The sequence below is a fragment of the Nocardioides sp. genome (assembly GCF_044226305.1).
In the GTDB taxonomy this organism is placed as follows: domain Bacteria; phylum Actinomycetota; class Actinomycetes; order Propionibacteriales; family Nocardioidaceae; genus Nocardioides.
In genome coordinates, this window is sequence record NZ_JBGAHF010000001.1 from 137202 (window position 1) to 157064 (window position 19863).

15 protein-coding genes are annotated in these 19863 nt (G+C 73.3%); 4 read left to right on the forward strand and 11 right to left on the reverse strand.

Going from position 1 to position 19863, the window contains the following annotated elements:
* Positions 1-5: 5 nt before the first annotated feature.
* Both ACILQ5_RS00735 and ACILQ5_RS00740 read right to left on the reverse strand, forming a co-directional pair.
* On the reverse strand, positions 6-1457 hold the full coding sequence (locus tag ACILQ5_RS00735) for a basic amino acid/polyamine antiporter (protein WP_395656044.1): 1452 nt from the start codon (positions 1455-1457) through the stop codon (positions 6-8).
* 70 nt (positions 1458-1527) lie between these two features.
* Positions 1528-3567 (reverse strand): hypothetical protein, encoded by a 2040-nt coding sequence (locus ACILQ5_RS00740; protein ID WP_395656045.1) that lies wholly within the window; start codon positions 3565-3567, stop codon positions 1528-1530.
* A gap of 116 nt (positions 3568-3683) precedes the next feature.
* Here ACILQ5_RS00740 and ACILQ5_RS00745 point away from each other — a divergent pair, with 116 nt between their 5' ends.
* Both ACILQ5_RS00745 and ACILQ5_RS00750 read left to right on the forward strand, forming a co-directional pair.
* Positions 3684-4232, forward strand: coding sequence for a hypothetical protein (locus tag ACILQ5_RS00745; RefSeq protein ID WP_395656046.1), 549 nt, complete (start codon positions 3684-3686; stop codon positions 4230-4232).
* Between the two features lie 303 nt (positions 4233-4535).
* Complete coding sequence (locus ACILQ5_RS00750) at positions 4536-5003, forward strand: DUF6174 domain-containing protein (RefSeq protein WP_395656047.1); 468 nt, start codon at positions 4536-4538, stop codon at positions 5001-5003.
* Positions 5004-5021: 18 nt separating this feature from the next.
* Here the strand turns inward: ACILQ5_RS00750 and ACILQ5_RS00755 are convergent, their stop codons facing one another.
* The 4 genes from ACILQ5_RS00755 to ACILQ5_RS00770 form a co-directional block, all read right to left on the reverse strand.
* Positions 5022-6224, reverse strand: coding sequence for a DUF222 domain-containing protein (locus ACILQ5_RS00755; RefSeq protein WP_395656048.1), 1203 nt, complete (start codon positions 6222-6224; stop codon positions 5022-5024).
* A 271-nt stretch (positions 6225-6495) separates the two neighbouring features.
* On the reverse strand, positions 6496-8406 hold the full coding sequence (locus ACILQ5_RS00760) for a hydantoinase B/oxoprolinase family protein (protein WP_395656049.1): 1911 nt from the start codon (positions 8404-8406) through the stop codon (positions 6496-6498).
* A complete protein-coding gene (locus ACILQ5_RS00765) occupies positions 8403-10499 on the reverse strand; it encodes a hydantoinase/oxoprolinase family protein (protein WP_395656050.1) in 2097 nt (698 codons plus the stop codon). Before ACILQ5_RS00765 ends, ACILQ5_RS00760 begins: the two co-directional genes overlap by 4 nt.
* A 107-nt stretch (positions 10500-10606) precedes the next feature.
* Complete coding sequence (locus ACILQ5_RS00770) at positions 10607-11272, reverse strand: lysophospholipid acyltransferase family protein (RefSeq protein WP_395656311.1); 666 nt, start codon at positions 11270-11272, stop codon at positions 10607-10609.
* A gap of 1188 nt (positions 11273-12460) precedes the next feature.
* Here ACILQ5_RS00770 and ACILQ5_RS00775 point away from each other — a divergent pair.
* The gene (locus ACILQ5_RS00775; protein WP_395656051.1) at positions 12461-13057 is read left to right on the forward strand and encodes a hypothetical protein; all 597 of its coding nucleotides are present in this window, start codon (positions 12461-12463) and stop codon (positions 13055-13057) included.
* A gap of 23 nt (positions 13058-13080) precedes the next feature.
* Positions 13081-13827, forward strand: a complete 747-nt coding sequence (locus tag ACILQ5_RS00780; RefSeq protein WP_395656052.1) for a DUF1684 domain-containing protein — start codon at positions 13081-13083, stop codon at positions 13825-13827.
* A gap of 10 nt (positions 13828-13837) precedes the next feature.
* On the opposite strand, the gene ACILQ5_RS00785 is transcribed toward ACILQ5_RS00780, so the two are convergent.
* From ACILQ5_RS00785 to ACILQ5_RS00805, 5 genes are all read right to left on the reverse strand, one after another.
* Positions 13838-15235: an amidase gene (locus ACILQ5_RS00785; protein WP_395656053.1), complete on the reverse strand. Its 1398-nt coding sequence runs from the start codon at positions 15233-15235 to the stop codon at positions 13838-13840.
* Between the two features lie 237 nt (positions 15236-15472).
* On the reverse strand, positions 15473-16099 hold the full coding sequence (locus ACILQ5_RS00790) for a carbon monoxide dehydrogenase subunit G (protein ID WP_395656054.1): 627 nt from the start codon (positions 16097-16099) through the stop codon (positions 15473-15475).
* A gap of 51 nt (positions 16100-16150) precedes the next feature.
* Positions 16151-18532 carry an aerobic carbon-monoxide dehydrogenase large subunit gene (gene cutA / locus ACILQ5_RS00795; RefSeq protein WP_395656055.1) on the reverse strand — a complete coding sequence of 794 codons (2382 nt, stop codon included), beginning with the start codon at positions 18530-18532 and terminating at the stop codon, positions 16151-16153.
* On the reverse strand, positions 18529-19008 hold the full coding sequence (locus ACILQ5_RS00800; RefSeq protein WP_395656056.1) for a (2Fe-2S)-binding protein: 480 nt from the start codon (positions 19006-19008) through the stop codon (positions 18529-18531). Before ACILQ5_RS00800 ends, cutA begins: the two co-directional genes overlap by 4 nt.
* Complete coding sequence (locus ACILQ5_RS00805) at positions 19005-19841, reverse strand: FAD binding domain-containing protein (RefSeq protein WP_395656057.1); 837 nt, start codon at positions 19839-19841, stop codon at positions 19005-19007. Before ACILQ5_RS00805 ends, ACILQ5_RS00800 begins: the two co-directional genes overlap by 4 nt.
* Positions 19842-19863 lie beyond the last annotated feature (22 nt).

Below are 19863 nucleotides of genomic sequence, written 5' to 3' on the forward strand. Positions count from 1 at the left end.
GGTGCTCACAGGACGATCCTGCCGGTCCACAGCCCGATCGCGCCGGTGACACCCCCGGCGACGATCAGCACGAACAGCCCGATCTCCGCCGGGCTGAAGAGCCGACGGCCGTGCTCGCTGCGGGCCTTGACGTAGAGCAGCGTGGCCGGCGCCAGGATCACGGTCATCAGCAGGACGAACTTGAGCCCGGCCGCGTCGAAGAGGAAGACCGTGTACGCCGTCGCCGCTCCCGCGACGATCGTCTCCCGCCGTCGCACACCGGCCGCGACGCCCTCGTACGCCTCCCCGGTCAGCCCGAGCTTGAGGGCGTAGGCGGCGGCCAGCACGTACGGCAGCAGCGACAGGCTGGTCGCGAGGTCGAGCATGAAGTTGAGGGCGTCGGTGACGAACAGCGTGAGGGCCAGGAGCGCCGTGACGCCCAGCGAGGTGACGACGAGGGCCGTGATCGGCGTGCCGGCGGCGTTCTCCTGCCCGAGGAACTCGGGGAGGTCGTCCTGGCGCGCGGGGATGTACATCACCTCTGCCGCCATCAGGGTCCAGGCCAGGTAGGCGCCGAGGACCGACACGATCACCGCGACGCTGATGAACCACTCCCCCCAGTCGCCGACGACCGACTCGAAGACGCCGACCATCGAGGGCTGCCGGGTGGCGGCCAGCTCGGGCTGCGGCACGACGGAGTAGCTGGAGAGCGTCACCAGCGCGAAGATCGACAGCACGCTGAGGAACCCGAGCACGGTGGCCCGGCCGACGTCCTCGCGGCGCCGGGCGTAGCGGGAGTAGACGCTCGCGCCCTCGATGCCGATGAACACGAACGTCGTGATCAGCATGGTGTTGCGGACCTGCTCGTTCAGGTCGCCGAGGTCGCCGTAGCCGGAGGCCGTCCAGTTGTCGGCGAAGACCCCGGCGTCGAAGTTGACGAACAGCACGACGATGAACACCAGGATGGGGATGATCTTGAAGACCGTGACGATCCGGTTGATGACCGCCGCGTCCCGGACGCCGCGCGCGATCAGGTAGTGGAACAGCCACACGCCCGCCGTGCCGACCGCCACGGCGAGCACGGTGTCGCCGTCGCCGAAGCCGTCGAAGAACGCCCCCAGCGTCGAGCCGATGAACACCCAGTAGAACGCGTTGCCGGCCACCGAGCTCGCCCAGAAGCCGATCGCGGAGTTGAAGCCCGCGTAGTCGCCGAACCCCGCCTTGGCGTAGATGAACACCCCGGAGTCCAGCTCGGGCTTGCGGATGGCGAGGGTCTGGAAGACGAACGCGAGCATCAGCATCCCCGTGCCCGCCAGCGCCCACGCGATGAGCGAGCCGAGGATCCCGGTCGCGACCCCGAACCGGGCCGGGAGCGAGAAGACCCCGGCGCCCACCATCCCGCCGACCACCATCGCGGTGAGCGTCGGGACGCTCATCTTCGCGACGGCGCCGCCGGGCGGAGCCTCGGTCTGGGTCACCCTCGGGATGCTCCCCGAGGCACGCTCGGCCCACCTCACCCGATCCGGACGAGTCGGCGGTGACCGGGGCTCAGTCCAGGCCGTTGAGGGTGTCGACTACCCCCATCAGGTCGCCGCGGTCGTAGTAGTCGACCGCGACGAAGTTGGGGAGCTGCCCCCGCTCGCGCTGGCACTCCTCCACCCGGGGCAGCAGCACGCTGCGCGCGTTCACCTTCTCGGCGTTGGAGACCGTGGCCGACTTGTCGCTGATCCAGTGGTTGACGAGGAAGAGCGGCGCGTCGGCCGGCCCGCGGTTGGGCTCGCAGCTGAACTGCTTCGGGTCGGTGAACAGGAATGGGGTGTCCTGCACCCAGCGGAACCCTCTCATCAGCCACGGGAGCTCGTCCCCGCCGCCGTGGCTCTCCATCAGCACCACCAGCCGTTTGCCGGACTCGACCATCTGGCCGAGCGTCGGCCACGGGTTGTCGGCGGGGGTGCCGATCGGGGTGTAGACGTAGGGCAGCAGCCCGGCCCGCTCGATGACCTCGGCGGTGTCGCGGGGCGAGACCTCGTCCTGCACGAACAGGGTGACCACCTCGGTCGGGTGGGCGTCCATCCACTCCTTCGTCGCCCGCAGGCTGTCCAGCCAGAGCGTCGACCCGAGCTCGCACATCGCGTGGCAGAGGTAGGGCTCCACCCGGCCACGGGGGGTCAGCCCGAAGGCGTTGCGGAGCCGGAGCGCGCTGGCGACGGTGGCCGCACCGAACGTCGCCTCCGCCTCGGCCAGCGAGCTGGCGCGGCTCTGCTCGGCGGTGGCGACGATGTCGGGCCGGTCGGTGCGCTGGCCGTACCAGCTGTCGATGAGCAGCACCCGGACCCCGTGGTCGAGCTGGGCGACGATGCCGTCGGGCTGCTCGGGGAAGAACCAGCCCGGGATGTCGGCCGCCGACATCGAGTTGTGGGTGGCGGGGAACGCCACCTCGTCGTAGTGCCGGTCGCACAGCTCGACGTGGCCGTTGCAGCCCTGACCCGAGGCGAGGGCCGCGGTCCCGGTCGGGAGGGTGCGGTCGGTGGGCAGGACCAGCACGACCCAGCCGGTCACCAGCATCGTGACGGCGATCAGCCCCCAGGTCCGGGCCCGCGGCGCCCGGACCACCGTCAGCGCCAGCGAGCCGATCCCCCACACGACCAGGACGACGCCGACGACGCTGAGCACGACCTGGGCGACGCGCAGCGGGTCACCGACCAGCGCGACGCCGAGGACGCCGACGACCACCGCGCGCCCGGTCGCCTCCAGCGGGTCGGTGGCCGGCCGGAGGAGCTCGCGGACGTCCAGGCGCTCCCGCGAGCCCAGGACGGCGACCGCGCCCACGGTGACCAGTGCGCCGGTCGCCAGCCAGAACTCGCCGGACAGCTCCGCCCAGGCCGCGTGCCGGATCGCGCCGCCGAGCGTCGAGCGGTCGGCGTGCCGCGCCAGCGAGCCGACGAGGAGCAGGACGACGGCCATGAGCAGCCCGGCCCCGAGCGCGCCCCGGCCGACGTCACGGAGGGCGCCGCGGACCCGGGAACCGCGCGGGGAGAACCCGGCGCCGGCGCCGACGAGGAGCAGCAGGCCCAGGAGGGGGCAGATCCGGGCGAGCCAGACCACCCGGTGCACGGCACCGACCATGCCCGCGTCGTACGACGCCCCGCCCAGCGCGGAGAGCTGGACGTCGAGGTCGGCCGGGATCGTGGCGTCGGCCTGCGGCGACACCTGGGTCAGGATGCCGACCACGACGGCCGCGACGTCCGCGAGCCGCAGCACCAGCGGGTCACCTCCCTGGCCGAGCACGATCGCGCGGTACAGGGGCGCCACGGCGGACCGGACCAACGGGCTGATCGCGGGGCTGGCGACCACGCTGGTCGTCGTGGTCTCGAGCAGCGGCCGGACGGCGACCAGGTCGGGCTGCTCCTCCAACAACCGCTCGGAGATCACCACGCCGAGCTGGCGCGCGACGTCGGGGTCGGTGCGGGCGGCGTCGACGTGGGCCGCGAACCGGTCGGCGTCGAGGACCTCGCGGTTGACCACGCCCGCGATGGTGCCCACCACGAGGAGCAGGGCGCCGAGGCACAGCACTGCAGCACGCGCCACGCGTCGTACGGTCACGGCGGGAGGACGGGACACGGCCACAGGGTGGCACAGACGGCGACCCGGCGGGCTCGCCGATTCCACCGACGGACGGCGCCCGGTGCTGCCAGAGTCCTCCCATGGTGCGCCGGGTGGCGACGCTCTACGCGAGCGTGCTCGTCATGCTGATGATGCTGACCTGGGTGTTCCTCAGCATGCGGTCGGTCATGGACATCGGCGGGAGCTGCGGGTCGGGTGGCCCCTACGTGGTCGCGAACCCGTGCCCCGACCACGTGGCGCTCTTCATGACGCTGGGGATCCCGGTGATGCTCCTGTCGGCCTTCCTCGGCTCGGCCGTCGCGGTGGGGCTCGGGGCGCCGACCCTGCTGCTGCCGATGTGGTGGCTGCTGTTCGGCTCGCTCGGCTGGAACTTCCTCGACTACGGCCTCTTCCAGGGCGACGTCGTGTGGGGCTGGGTGGTCTGCGGGGTGATGTTCGAGCTGATGGCGCTGCCCGCGCTGTTGATCTCCCTGCCGTGGGGCTGGGCCGGGCCCGCGCGGCTGGCCGCGCGGAGCGAGCCGGTCACCTCCGGCACGACGGGCGGCAGCGCCCGATGGGTCCTCGCCTACGTCCTGCTCGGTGCCCTCGGTGCCGCGCTCGGCTGGTGGACCTTCGTCTCCTGGACCTAGGGCCCAAAGCCTCCGGAGCCGGGGCGCCGCCGCGCGTACGTTCGCGAGTGGAGGCACCTGACCAGACGATGCGTAGGACCCGATGAGCCACGGTGAGCCGTGCCCGACCTGTGCCGGGCAGGGCGACATCGTCTTCCGAGCCGGACGGCGCGGGCTCTCGGACCGTCCCGCGAACGGACGCCACGACGCCTGGCCCTGCCCCACCTGTGGCGGCCGCGGCAGCGTCCGGAGCTCGGCACCGCGGTCCTGAGCCGCGCCGACAGAGGACCGGAACCGCGCGCGACCGGCGGCCGTCAGAGGGGCATGAGCAAGCACCTGGCCGCCCTCCTCGTCGGCGCCGCCGTCCTGGTCGCCGGCTGCGGCAGCACCTCTGGCGGCGACCAGGACGGGGACGGCGGAGACGGGGACGCACACCCCACCGGCCCGCCCTGGCCGGCCTACGAGGTGGACGACTACACCTACACGCTGCGGACGTCGTGCTTCTGCGCCTACGCCGGCGACCCGGTGCTCGTGACGGTCCGCGACGGTGAGGTCGTCGACGCCGTCTACACCCGCCGCGGCCACGACCACGCGCCCGGCGACGCGGCCGAGGAGTGGATGCGGGTGACCATCGAGGACGTCATCGACGCCGCCAACGACGAGGACGCCTACCGGGTGCAGGTGAGATGGCCCGAGGGCCAGGACTACCCGAGCTACGTGTGGATCGACCAGGACGGCCACATGGCCGACGAGGAGATCGGCTACCGGATCGACGACGTCACGCCCGCCTAGCCGTCCGCGGTCCGACCCTCACGTCCGGGGGTGGTAGCCGGGCTTGGTGGGCTGGTGGCGGTGGTGGAGGTGGTGGTGGCGGGGGCAGAGGAGTCGTCCGTTGGCGAGGTCGGTGGGGCCGCCGTTGGACCATTCGAGGTCGTGGTGGGCGTGGCAGCGCCACGGTGGTGCGTCGCAGCCGGGGTGGGTGCAGCCCTTGTCGCGGAGCGCGAGGGCGAGGTGCTGGGCGGCGGTGAAGAGGCGGGTCTGGTGGCCGAGGTCGAGGACCTCGGAGCGGGTGCCGAGGACGGCGGGGATGATCGCGGCCTGACAGGCCAGCCGGCGGGCCTCGCCGGCGGAGATCCGGTGGCCGGTGTCGAGGATGACCCCGGCCTGGTCGAGCTGCCCGACCAGCGTCTCGTAGGACAGGGTGACCACGACGGTCGCGTTGGTGCCGCCCGTCTTCGGCAGGCTCGTGGCGGGGAGGCGTTCGAGGAGCTCGCAGAACGCCCGCCCCAGCCGCTCCGGCGTCGGCCGCTGAGGTGGACCCGCGCCTTCGGTGGCGGCGCGGTGGTTCGGGGCGGCGAAGGCCGTGACGGCCTTGAGGAACATCGCGCCGTGCAGGTGCGGCAGCACGAAGGACCCGACCAGGCGGCCGTGGTCGTCGAACCGGGCCTTGAGCCGGCACGCCGCCAACGCGTCGGCCTCCTCGCGTTCGAGCAGGGCGGCTTCGTGGGCGTCGACCAGGTCGGGGGCGATCACCTCGAGGAGCCGGCGGCCCAGGATCCGCAGCGCACCCGCGTGGTGGTCGGCGGCGAGGCCGAGCAGGTGCTCCTCGGCCTGTGCGGTGAGCTCGGGTCCGACAGTGTCGGGGAGCTGGTCGACGGCGTGCACGACCACCCGCGCCTGCTCGAGGTTCAGGTGGCCGGCGGCGAGGGCATCGGCGGTGTGGGGGTGCGCCTCCAGCGCCTGGGCGAGATTGACCAGTTCCTTCGCCGTCCGCGGGGTCTGCCGGGTGGCGTGGGCCCAGACGGCGGTGGCGTCCCGGGTGTCGACCGACTCGGCATGCGCCGCGACCCGGAGCTTGAGTGCGGCGACCTGGGCCTCGAGCCGGGTCAGCTCGACGAGCGTCCGGCCGGCCTCGTCGGCGTCGAGGGACCACACCGACGCGTCGGCCACCGAGTCCGCCACCGACCGCATCTGGGCGGTCGCGGCGGTGACCCGGTGCCGAGGTGTGGCCATCGCTGTCATGGCACCCATTCCAGCACCGACCACCGACACTCAGGGCCGAGAATCCCCTGTGTGCACAGGGGATCCGGTCACGATCGGGTCACGATCCACGAGGCTTCTCCACCGCCCGGACCGCGCCTGTGGACGGGCTGCTTCGGGTCGCTACCCGCACCCGGGAGACAGCCCCGGCCAGAAGCCCGCCGTACCCGCTCTTGCTGCCTGTCGGTCGCAACCACGAGACCACCCCAAGGTTGCCGACACCCGAAGCTCGGCCGCGGACCGCCTACCGCAGGTCCACGTCCGCGTGCGCGGCACCGCCGGCGAGCCGGGCGTACCCGGGACCGCGGTCGAAGAAGGCCTCTCCGGCGGCCGGGCGGGACGTCCGCTCGGCGGCGGTGGCAGCGGCGTCGTACGACAGGGAGTCGTCGTCGACGGAGCCGGTGAGCACGACCCCGTAGTCGGCGAGCGCGGCCTCGGGCGAGACCTTGCGCCACACCACGTCGCGGACCACCAGCTCGGGTGCGCGCGCCAGCGGGTCGCCCCAGCCGCCGCCACCGGTCGTACGGATCCGGATCACCTCGCCGGCCTTCACGGGCTCGGCGTCGGCCAGGGCGTCGACCTCGCGCTCGGCCGGGCCCCCGGGGTCGATCGTCACCTGGAACGGCTTCCCGGCCCGACCGCCGCGCACCCCCCAGCACGCGAGGATCGAGCGGTCCGCGATCGACATGAAGTGCGCGTCCTCGAGCATCCGGAGGTGCTTCTCGTAGCCGAGGCCGCCACGGAACTGCCCCGCTCCCCCGCTGTCGACGGCCAGCGAGAGCGACTCGACGAGGAACGGGAAGCGCGCCTCGGTGAACTCCGTCGGCAGGTTGCGCGAGTCCGGGACGACGTGGATGGTGTCCTCCCCGTCGGCGTAGTAGCGGCCGCCGGAGCCGCCGCCGAGCACCTCGCGCATGAGGTACGGGCGGCCGTCGCGGTCCTCGCCGTACACGCCGGTGTAGCGGATCGTCTCCTGGTCGGCCGGCATCCGGCCGTCGACGGCCTTGGCGACCACGCCGGCGAGGACGCCGAGCAGCCGCAGGATGACGAACGTGCGCGCGTTGGTCGGCGCCGGGAACACCGGTGTCAGCAGCGTGCCCGGCTCCGGGAACCGCATCTCGATCAGGGGTACGACGCCCTCGTTGACGTCGAGCTCCGCCATCCGCTCCGGGGTGTCGGCGAGGTTGCGCAGGATCGGCGCCAGCCACTTCTTGAGGAACACCCCGTCACTGGCGTCGCCGACGTGGTTGATCGGCCCCTTGGCCTGCGGACCCGTCCCGTCGAAGTCGACGACCAGGCGCTCGCCCTCGGGGTCGTCGGCAGCGGTGCGGGTGAGGGTGATCCGCTGCGTGTGCAGGCGCGGCTCGTCGACGCCGTCGTGCTCGGCGTAGTCCTCCCAGACCCAGCTGCCGACCGGGATCTTGGCGAGGATCTCGCGGCGGTAGGTCTCGGTGGTGCGCGCGATGATCGCGTCGAAGCAGGACTCGACGGTCGCGACGCCGTACCGGTCGAAGAGCTCGCCGAGCCGGCGCGCACCCATCAGGCAGGCCGAGCACTCGGCGTCGAGGTCGGCGGCCAGCGACTCGGGCATCCGGGAGTTGCGGGTCATGATCGCCAGCGCGGCCCGGTTGGGCACGCCGGCGTCCCAGAGCTTGATCGGCGGGACCATCAGCCCCTCCTCGAAGACGCTGGTCGCGTGGCTCGGCATCGAGCCGGGGACCGCGCCGCCGATGTCGTCGTGGTGGCCGAACGCCTGGACGAAGGCGACCACCCGGCCGTCGCTGAAGACCGGGACGGTGACGCACAGGTCGGGCAGGTGCCCGATCCCGCCCTCGGAGCGGTAGACGTCGTTGTGGAAGAAGACGTCACCCTCGCGCATCTCCTCGATCGGGAAGTCGCGGGCCACCGGGTGCACCAGGGCCGAGTAGGACCGGCCGGTCAGCTTGCGCAGCAGCCGGTCGTGGATGCCGGCGCGGAAGTCGTGGGCGTCGCGGATCATCGGGCTGCGGCTGGTGCGCGCGATCGCCGTCTCGACCTCCATCTCGACGCTGGCCAGGGAGCCCTGGACGATCTCGACGAGCACCGGGTCGGCGCTCGCGCCGGCGTCGTCGGTGAGGTGCCCGAACGGGAACTGGGTCGGCGCCCGGCGGCTCATGCTCGGCTCCCTTCCGGGTCGCGGGTCACGACGACGTTCAGGTGCTCGTCCACCCGGGCGCTGAAGCCGGGGTGCAGGGGCACGGTCGAGCCGAACTCCTCGATGACGGCGGGGCCGTCGACGCGTACGCCGGGGGCGAGGTCGGGACGCCACAGCACCGGTGTGTCGACGTACCCCTGCACGGGGTCGAAGCAGACGGGCCGCCGACCGGTCGCGACCGGCGGCGCGACCGGCTCCACGACGGGGTGCCGGCGGATCTCGGGGCGCTGGATCGGGCCGATGCCCGAGACGCGCAGGTTGACCCACTCGACCTGCTGGGTGGGGTCGCCCGCGAAGTCGTAGCCGTAGAGCGCGCGGTGCTCGGCGTGGAACGCGGCCGCGACGCCGGCCAGCGCGGCCTCGTCCAGCGCACCGGGCGGCGGGACCGGGACCCGCACCTCGTAGGCCTGGCCGAAGTAGCGCAGGTCGGCGGTGTAGCCGAACTGCTGCTCCTCGGTCGGGAACCCCTCGTCGTGCAGCGCCGCCTCGGCCAGCTCGTCGAGCTGCTCGTAGAGACGCACGACCTCGTCGACGTCGAGCCGGTCGGCCAACGAGACATGGGTCTGCACGTAGTCGTTCTTGACGTCGACGGTGAGCAGGCCGAACGCCGAGACGTTGCCGGGGTCGGGCGGCACCAGGACGGTCCGGACGCCCAGCACGTCCATCAGGCGGCACAGCAGCAACGACCCGGAGCCGCCGAAGGTGGTGAGGGTGAAGTCGCGGACGTCGAGGCCACGCTTGACCGTGACCTGGCGCAGCGCGTTGGCCTGGTTCCACGCCGAGATCTCCAGGACGCCCGTGGCGCACGCCTCGGCGCTGAGACCGAGCTCCGACGCGAGCGCCTCGACGCCCGCGCGCGCGGCGTCCACGTCGAGCGGGATCTCGCCGCCGAGCAGGTGCGGCGGGATCCGGCCCAAGACGACGTGGGCGTCGGTGATGGTGACCTCGGTGCCGCCCTTGCCATAGCAGAGCGGGCCCGGGTCGGCACCGGCCGACTGCGGACCGACCTTGAGCGTGCCCTCCGGCGACAGCCACGCGATCGAGCCGCCACCGGCGCCGACCGTGACCACGTCGATCATCGGGATCTTGGAGGGGAACGCCCCGACCGAGCCCTCGGTCGTCAGCGTCGGCTCGCCGCCGATCACGACGCTCACGTCGGTCGACGTACCCCCGCCGTCGGAGGTCAGGACCCGGTCGTGGCCGGCGACCTGGGCGATGAGCGCGGCGCCGAGCGCGCCGGCCGCGGGGCCCGAGAGCACCGTGGTGATCGGCTGGTGCACGACCTCGTCGGCCGACAGCACGCCGCCGTTGGACTTCATGACGTAGAACGGGATCGCCCGCCCGTCCAGGGCCCCGAGCCGGGCCTTGATGTTGGAGACGTACGCGGAGAGCCGCGGCTTGACGGCTGCGTCCACGAGGGTGGTCATCGCCCGCTCGTACTCGCGGTACTCGCGCAGCACCTGGCTCGAGACCGAGACCACCGCGTCGGGGTGCTCCTCGGCGAGGACCGCGCGCATCCGCTCCTCGTGGACCGGGTCGGCGTAGGCGTGCAGGAAGCAGACGCCGAGGGTCGTCACGCCCTGGTCGCGGAACCAGCGGGCGACGGCGCGGGCGCCGTCCTCGTCGAAGGGCCGGACCTCGGCACCGGTGAAGTCCAGCCGGCCCTCGACGCCGCGGACCAGGTGCCGCGGGACGATCCGGTCCGGCTTCACCCAGAAGTAGGAGTTGCCGTAGCCGTCGGGAACCGACTGCCGGGCGATCTCGAGCATCGCCTCGTAGCCGGTGTTGGTGATGAAGCCGAGCCGGTCGACCTTGCCCTCGAGGAGCTGGTTGGTGGCGACGGTCGTGCCGTGGCTGACCGCCTCGATGTCGGCTGCGGTGGCGCCGAGCAGCCCGAGCACCTTGTCGATGCCGGCCAGGAAGCCGTCTGCGGGGTTCGCCGGGGTCGAGGGGGTCTTGGTGGTGACGAGCTCGCCGGACGCGCCGTCGAGGGCGACCACGTCGGTGAACGTCCCGCCGGTGTCGATGCCGATCCGGATCCGCCGCTGGGCCATGGCGTCGATTCAACCGGGGGTGCGGCGCCCGGGCCACGGCAGAGGTTGCCGACCGGGGCCCCGTCCACCGGCAACCTCTGCCAGCGGCGCGATCGGGGACGCCGCACTCAGGCGTCGGCGGGACGCTCGTTGTAGACGTCGGCCTCCTCCTGGCCGGTCAGCGCCTGGATCGCGGCCATCACCTGGTCGGTGACCTCCCGACGGGCGCGCCCGAGCGGGACGCCGTCGTACCGGCCGGCCACCTCGATCGGCGCGCCGAACCGCACCGTGATCGGCACGACCTTCGGGTATCGGGCGCCGACCGGCTGGAGCCGCTCGGTGCCGGTGAGGCCGACCGGGACGATCGGGACCCCGGCGGTCAGCGCCAGGTGCGCGACGCCGGTGCGGCCGCGGTAGAGCCGGCCGTCGCGGGACCGGGTGCCCTCGGGGTAGAGGCCGAACGCCTCGCCCCGCCCGAGCACCTCGAGGGCGGTGTCGAGGCTGGCGATCGCGGCCTTGGGGTCGTCCCGGTCGACCGGGAGCATCCCCATGCCCTCGAACCACGCGCGCTGGAGGGCGCCGCGCACCCCGCGGCCGGTGAAGTAGTCGGACTTGGCGAGGAACGCGACCTTGCGCGGCGCCACGATCGGGATGACCAGGGAGTCGGCGAAGCTGAGGTGGTTGCTGGCCAGGATCACCGCACCGGTGCGGGGCACGTTCTCGACGCCGGTCACCGTGGGCCGCCAGACCACCTTCGCGAGGGGCGGGACGACCGCGTGCAGGACCGAGTACATGACCACCCGGCCAGTCTCCCGGTTACCGCCCGGTCAACCGAGTCGGCGTGCCGGCCGGCGGACGGGCGGGCGGAGCCGGAAGCTCGCGGAGAGGGCCCGGAAATAGGTGAAGGGCCCTCGAAAGTATGAGTTCCAAGGGCCCTTCGGCGACCGGTACTGGTGACGCTCCCGGTCGACTGCTCGTCCACTCCGGCCCCGGCGGCTTCGTCACCCAGCCACCGCGGCAGTCCCTCCAGCAAGCTGGTGGTCCCGCCGTACGGACCCTCGTCTCCGAGCTGTCCCGCCTCCCGTTTCCGGAGGGCGTGGGAGAAGTTCTATGCCCTCCGCGAGCCGCCGCGCAAGGGATTCGCCGAACATTCCGTCGGTTCCACCGATATTGGCCGGTTCCTCCACAGACGGGCGGTGGTTCATCCACAGAAGAGGCCGAGATTCCCACAGTTGAGCGGGATTCCGGTCACCGCGTCGGCCGGCGCCGGCACGGCGCCGCGCGCCCGGCGCGAGCGCAGCGCGAGGACCCGGCGCGAGGCCCGGCGCGAGGACCGGCGCGAGGACCGGCGCGAGGACCGGCGCGAGGACCGGCGCGAGGACCGGCGCGAGGACCGGCGCGAGCCGGCGCGAGGACCGGCGCGAGGACCGGCGCGAGGACCGGCGCGAGGACCGGCGCGAGGACCGGCGCGAGGACCGGCGCGAGGACCGGCGCGAGGACCGGCGCGAGGACCGGCGCGAGGACCGGCGCGAGGACCGGCGCGGCCGCCCGGTCCGGAAATAGGTGAAGGGCCCTCGCGAGTATGAGTCGCAAGGGCCCTTCAGGGTGACCGGTACCCGGTGACGCTCCCGGTCGACAGCCGTTCGAACCCGGTCCCAGCGACCTCGTCACCCAGCCGCTGCGCCACACCCCGGCGAGCCGGCGTGCGTCGTTCGGACCCTCGTCTCCGAGCTGTCCCGCTCCCCGTTGCCGGAGGGCGTGGGAGAAGTTCTATGCCCTGCCCGGAGCAGGGCGCAAGAGCTCGCGGGAACAAACCTTCGGTTCCACCGGAACTCGTGGGTTGCCCACAGGTCCGGCCCCGGTCGTCCACACCCGTTCGGACTATTCCCCACAGGTTTTCCACCGGTGCCTGTGGATGACGGACGGGGTCGCGGCGGCGTCTCCGGCGCCCGGATGTCGGCCCTGCTGCCTAGGCTCGCCGCATGGCGGACTTCACCTGGCTCCCGGCCAACCGGGCGACGACCGACGACGTCGAGGCGGTGCTCGGCACCGGGGGCGCCCGCCGGTGCCGGTGCCAGGCCCTGAAGGTGCCGGGCTGGATCTGGCGCGACACCACGCAGGAGCAGCGGGACGCCGCGCTGCTGGAGCAGACCGCCTGCGGCACCGCCGGGCCGACGTCCGGCCTGATCGGGTACGTCGACGGCGAGCCGGCCGGCTGGGTCGCGGTCGAGCCGCGGGAGGACTACCCCCGGCTGTGGAGCCGGAAGCAGGCGTGGATGCGGATGGACCCCGAGCTCGAGGGCGTCTGGTCGGTCACCTGCTTCGTCGTCCGCCCCGGCCGGCGCAAGGCCGGGTTGACGTACGAGCTCGCCGCCGCCACGGTCACGTACGGCGAGCAGGTCGGCGCGCGGGTCCTCGAGGGCTACCCGATCGAGCCGGCGCCCGGGAAGTCCGTGATCTGGGACGAGGCGTCGGTCGGGCTGCTGCAGGTCTTCCTGGAGGCCGGCTACGAGGTGGTGGCGTCGCCGACCCCGCGGCGGCGGGTGGTCCGGCGACGACTCAGCGGGGCCTCGGCGTGACCGGTCGGTGCGACGATGCCCCGGTGACCGACTTCCTCGGCGCCTGGCAGGCCTGGCGCGACGAGCGTGAGGAGCGGCTGCGCGCACCGCACGGGTGGCTGGCGATCACCGCGATCCACTGGCTGACCGGCCGGGCCCAGCGGTTCGACGACGTGCCCGGGTCGTGGTCCGGCGGCGAGCACGGGGCCACCGTGACCCTCGAGCCCGGCGAGTCCCTGACCGCCGGCGGCCGTGCGCTGCCGCCGGGGACGCACCGGCTCGGCCCGCTCGACGAGGTCGGCCTGACGCTCGCCTTCGGCGACGCGGTCGCCCAGGTCGCCGACCGTGAGGGGCGCACCATCCTGCGGCCGCGCCACCCCGACTCCCCCACCCTCCGCGCCTACCGCAGCACCCCGTGCTTCCCACCCGACCCGGGCTGGGTCGTCCCCGCCCGCTTCGAGGCGTACGCCGAGCCGGTCGGCGACGCCGTGGGCGAGGTCGTCCTCGATCGGGACGGTGTCGAGCACCGCCTGGTCGCGTGGGGCGAGGACGACGACTGCCTGTGGATCCTCTTCCGTGACGCGACGTCCGGCGTGACGACGTACCCGGCCAACCGTCAGCTGCTCACCGAGCCGCCCGGACCCGACGGGTCCGTCGAGATCGACTTCAACCGGGCGACCAACATGCCGTGCGCCTACACCGACTTCGCGACCTGCCCGCTGCCGCCCGCGGCGAACACGCTCCCGTTCGCCGTCGAGGCGGGCGAGCAGGTGCCCCTGGTCGTGCCCTGACGCGCGCGGGTCAGCGCGCCACCTCGGCCTCGACGGCCGCGGCGACCTCGAGGAGGAACCGGTCCCGGCCGTGCGCGGCGACGAGCTGGAGGCCGACCGGCAGGCCGGCGGCCGTGCGGCCGAACGGGACCGAGATCGCCGGGCAGCCGGTGACGGTGATGAAGTAGGCGGAGCGCATCCAGTCCAGGTAGGTCTCCATCGGGCGCCCGTTGATCGACGTCGGGTACTCCTGGTCGGCCGGGAACGGCGGCACCTGCGAGACCGGCAGCACGAGGACGTCGTACCCGCCGGGTCCGAAGAACTCGCGCATCCGCTCGGAGAGGGCGGTGCGCTGGGCGAAGCCGCGGGCGACGTCGGCACCGGTGAGACCCTCCCCGGCCCGGATGTTGTCGGCCAGGGCCGGCTTGAAGGCGTCGGGGTGCGCGCGCAACTCGTCACCGAAGGTCGCCTGGAAGTGCCAGGCGCGCAGGGTCCGGAAGGTGTCCTCGGCCTCGGTCAGCACCGGGTGCGCCGCGTCGACGCTCGCTCCGGCGGCCGCGAGCACCGGGGCGGCCGACGACACGACCGCAGCCACCTCCTCATCGACCTCGAACGCGCCGCCGAGGTCGACCGAGAGCGCCACCCGCAGCCCGGCGAGGGACCCGACGACGGGCGGCGCGAACGCCGACCCCGGGTCGCCGAGGGCCTGGGGCGCACGCGGGTCGGGTCCGGCCAGGACGGAGAGGAGCAGCGCCAGGTCGCCCGCGTTGCGCGCCATCGGGCCGGCGACCGACGTCGTCTCCCACTGGTTGGCCGAGGGCCACTGCGGCACCCGCCCGAGCGAGGGCCGGAGCCCGACGACGCCGCAGAACGACGCCGGGTTGCGCAGCGAGCCGCCCATGTCCGAACCGTCCGCGAGCGGCACCATGCCGGCCGCCAGGGCGCAGGCGGCGCCACCGCTCGACCCTCCGGCCGAGCGACGGGGGTCGACCGGGTTGCGGGTCAGCCCGAACACCCGGTTGAAGGTGTGCGAGCCGGCGGCGAACTCGGGGACGTTGGTCTTCCCGATCACGACCACGCCGGCTCGTCGCACCCGCTCGACGACCAGGTCGTCGCGGTCGGGCACGTGGTCCGCGTACAGCGGGGAGCCGTAGGTGGTGCGCCAGCCGGCGACGTCGTGGGTGTCCTTGAACGCGAACGGGAGGCCGTGCAGCGGGCCGACCTCGGCCCCCGACGCCAGCCGCTCGTCGGCCGCCGCCGCGCCCTCGCGGGCCCGCTCCTCGTCGAGGGACACGATCGCGTTCAGCTCCGGGTTGCGCTCGCCGATGCGGGCCAGGTGCAGGTCGAGCAGCTCGCGCGCCGAGACCTCGCGCCGGCGTACGGCGGCCGCCTGGTCGCGCGCGGTCGAGTCGACCGTGAGATCGCTCATCGGCGGATCCCCGCCGGGCAGCGGTGGGTTGTGCTCGGTCCGGCGACACCGAAGCGAGCCGGACCCACCGCCCACACGGGCCGGCGCCGGGCAGCGGTGGGTTGTGCTCGGTCCGGCGACACCGAAACGAGCCGAATCCACCGCCCACACGGGCCGGCGCCGGGCAGCGGTGGGTTGTGCTCGGTCCGGCGACACCGAAACGAGCCGAACCCACCGCCCGACGCGGGCCCCGGTGTCTCACGGCCGCCGGCCGAGCAGCCGGCCGGCGACCACGCCGAGCAGCACCAGCCCGGCACCGACGGCGATGCCGCGGAGGAAGTCGTCCTGCGACGAGACGGCGGCCCGCTTGGCCGGCGCGGTGAAGACGGTCGGCGCGGCGGCGGGCGCCCCGGCCTCCGGCACCGACACCGCCTGCTCGACCACCGGCGTGGCGATCGCGGTCGCGACGTTGCCGAAGAACTCCCCGGCCATCCGCCGGGAGACGCTGGTGAGCATCCGCTGGCCGACACCACCGACCATCCCGCCCACGACCGCGTCGGCGTCGTAGTCGATCTTCGTCAGGCCGGCGTCGGCCTCCCCGAACCACACCCGCACCGTGGCGTCGATGGTCCCCGGCGCGCCCGCCCCGCTCAGCCGCATGACGAGCGAGTGGTGCTCCTCGAGGTCGGAGAGCGTGCACGAGCCCTCGTAGGTGCCCTTGATCGCGGCGACGCCCGCGGTGACGGTCATGTCGTAGCTGTGCTCCCCCGTCGTGACCAGTCGCTCGCAGCCGGGGATCGTCGCGACCAGCACCCGCGGGTCGAGGAGCGCGTCCCAGACCTGGCCGACCGGGAACGGGATGACGTCGGATCCGGTGATCTTCATCGGCAGGGGCCTTCCGCGACGGGTGGTCTCGAGGCTCGCTGCGCTCGCACCTCAACCACCGTGAGCCTCGCGGAGGTGGAAGAGCTCGGACGGCGAGATCGGCATCGCCCGGATCGGGATGCCCTCGGCGTCCTCGATCGCGGCGGCGAACACCGCCGCCGAGGGGATGACGCCCGCCTCGCCGGCGCCCTTGATCCCGAGCGGGTTGAGCGGCGAGGGCGTCTCGAGGTGGTCGATGTCGATGCCGTCGGGGACCTCGGTGACGTAGGGCATGAGGAAGTCCATGAACGACGCGTTGAGGAGCTGCCCGGACTCGTCGTAGGCCATCCGCTCGTAGAGCGCCCCCCCGACGCCCTGCGCGACCCCGCCGTGGATCTGGCCCTCGACGATCATCGGGTTGATCAGGTGTCCGCAGTCGTGGACGACGGCGTACTTGAGGATCCGGATCTCCGCGGTGTCCGGGTCGGTCTCCACGACCACGGCGTGCATGCCGGACGCGAACGTCGCCCGCTCGGGCGAGTAGAAGTCCTTGCCCTCGAGGCCCGGCTCGTCGTCCTCGGCGACCGGCGGCCGGCCGGGGTCGCCGACCGAGAACTGGGTCGCGGCCTTCGACGCCTCGTCGAAGGCGTAGCGCAGCGGGTTCGACAGCACCGACACGGTGCCGAGGTCGATCGACGTGCCGGGCGAGCCCTTGACCGAGACGACGCCGTCGACGATCTCGAGGTCGTCCTCGTTCGCCTCGAGCGCGTCCGCGGCGATCCGCAGCACCTTCTCCTTGGCCCGCTTCGCCGCCAGGTGGATCGCCGAGCCGCTCATCACCGCCGCCCGCGAGGCGAACGTTCCCACGGCGTACGGCATCCGCCGGGTGTCGCCGGTGACGACCTCGACGTCCTCGAACCGCACCCCGAGCTCGTCGGCGACCAGCTGCGCGAACACCGTGGCGTGGCCCTGGCCCTGCGTGGTCAGGCCGGTCGCGACCTTGACCTTGCCGCTGGTCTCGATGTGGACGTGCGCGCCCTCGTAGGGGCCGACGCCGGTGCCCTCGACGTAGCAGGCCAGACCGATGCCGACCCGCCGGCCCTGTGCGGCCATCTCGGCACGGAACGCCGGGAACTCGTCCCAACCGACGAGCGCCTTGATCTTCTCCAGCGACGCCGGGTAGTCGCCGGAGTCGTACTCGAGCTCGCGGCCGTCCTGGAAGACCAGGCCCTGGTCGTAGGGGAACTCGTCGGGCTGGATGAAGTTCACCGCGCGGACGTCGGCGCGGTCCTTGCCGAGGTAGGCCGCGATCGCGTCCATCGTGCGCTCCATCGCGTAGCAGCCCTGCGGTCGGCCGGCACCGCGGTACGGCGTCACCATCACGGTGTTGGTGTAGAGCGACTCGAACACCACCCGGTAGTTCTGCGGCTTGTAGGGGCCGAGCAGCTGGGTGGAGGTGATGATCGGGACGATGAGGCCGTACGGCGTGTAGGCGCCGTGGTCGTGCCAGAACTCGACGTCGAGGCCGAGGAGCCGGCCGTCGTCGTCGAAGCCGACCTCGACGTGCTGCACCTGGCCGCGCTCGTGCGCGGAGGAGATGAAGTGCTCGCGCCGGTCCTCGGTGAACTTGACCGTGCGGCCGAGCAGCCGGGCCGCCATCGGCACCAGCAGCTCCTCGGGCCAGGGGTGGTTGATCTTCACCCCGAACCCGCCGCCGACGTCGGGGGTGATCACGTCGACCTGGCCGAGGTCGAGGCCCATCTTCACCGCGACCGCGGCCCGGACCCCGGTCGAGCTCTGGGTCGAGGTCCACACGACCAGCCGGCCGAGGTCGGCGTCCCACCGGGCGACGGTGCCGCGACCCTCGAGCGGCGTGCAGGCGCTGCGCTCCACCGTCAGGTCCAGCTCGAGGCGGTGCGGCGCCGCCGCGATCGCCGCCGGTGCGTCACCGACCAGCTGCTCCAGCCGCGCCCCGACGTTGCCGGGCACGTCGTCGTGCACCAGGTGCTGCGCCGCCCGGGCCGCCTCGACGCCGACGACCGGCGGCAGCGGCTCGTAGTCGACCCGGATCCGCGCGACGGCGTCCTCGGCGACGTACCGGTCGTCGGCGACGACGAAGGCGACGGCCTCGCCGACGTAGTTGACCTCGTCGCGGGCGAGCGCGTGCTGGGTGCGCCCGTGGGTGAGAGCGGGGTGCGGGATGAGCAGCGGCAGCGGCTCGGCCATCGGGCCGACGAGGTCGTCGTAGGTGTAGACCGCGTGCACGCCCTCGACGTCGAGCACGCCGGACACGTCGATGTCGAGGATCCGGGCGTGCGCGTGCGGGCTGCGCAGGACCGCGGCGTGCAGGGTGCCCGCGTCCAGGGCGAGGTCGTCGAGGTAGCGGCCCTGGCCGCGCAGGAACCGCTGGTCCTCGACCCGCTGGACCTTCTGGCCCATCAGCTTCGTGGTCATGCGCCCAGCTCCGCGGCGCGCTCGACGGCCTTGACGATGTTCTGGTAGCCGGTGCAGCGGCACAGGTTGCCGGCGACCATCTCCCGCGCCTCGTCGTGCGTGGGGTGCGGATTGTCGCGCAGCCCGGCCGTGATCGTGGTGAGGAACCCCGCCGTGCAGAAGCCGCACTGGAGGCCGTGGCACTCCACGAACGCCTGCTGCACCGGCGACAGCGAGCCGTCCTCCTCGGTCAGCCCCTCGACGGTCGTGAGCTCGAGGTCGGCCGCCGCCACGGCGAGCATCAGGCAGGCGCGGGCCGGGGCGCCGTCGACGAGGATCGTGCACGCCCCGCAGACGCCGTGCTCGCAGCCGACGTGGGTGCCGGTGAGGCCGAGGTCGTGGCGCAGCGCGTCGGACAGCAGCCGACGTGCGGGCACCCGGACCTCGTGGGTCGTCCCGTTGACCCGCAGCCGGACGTCGTGCAGCTCCTCCCTCATGACCCCTCCGGTTGTCGAGCCTGTCGAGACACCCTGGCCGATCGAACCACGCGGGCGGTGAGCACCCGCACGAGCTGGGCGCGGTACGCCGCGGACGCGTGGATGTCGTCCGCGGGGTCCAGCTGCGCGAGCGCCGCGTCGCCGAGGTCGTCGTCGGGCACGCCGGTCAGGTCGACGACCGTCGGCACGTCGGCCACCGACAGGTAGCCCACCGTCACCGAGTCGCCGTCGACCAGCGCCGCGGCGCCCACTAGCGCGTAGTCGCCGTTGCGGCGGGCGATCTCCTCGAACGCCACGCCCGCACCGTCTCGCAGCGCCGGGAAGAACGCCGAGACCGCGATCTCGTCGCGGCGGACCGAGGACTCCAGCGGGCCGACGTACAGCTCGTCGGCCGGGATCGTACGGCGGCCCGCGGGCCCCACGACGTCGAGCGACCCACCGAGCAGCCGGAGCACGACCGGCATCTCCGCGGCCGCGTCGGCGTGCACCAGCGAGCCGACGGTGGTGCCGCGGTTGCGGATGGTGGCGTGGGCGACGTGGGCCAGCGCCAGGGGCACCAGCGGCTGGACCCGGCGCACGTCGTCGGACGCGAGGACGGCCGCGTGCCGGGCGAGCGCGCCCACCCGGACTCCGTCGTCGTCGACCTCGACGGAGTCCAGCCCCGGCACGCCGTTGATGTCGACCAGCATCGACGGTGCCGCCAGCCGCATCGACAGCAGCGGGACCAGGCTCTGGCCGCCGGCCAGCACCTTGGCGTCCGGCTCGCCGGCCAGGGCCGCGACGGCGTCGTCGAGGGTCCCTGGCCGGCGGTAGGCGAACGGAGCCGGCTTCACAGCACCATCTTCACAGGGTCAG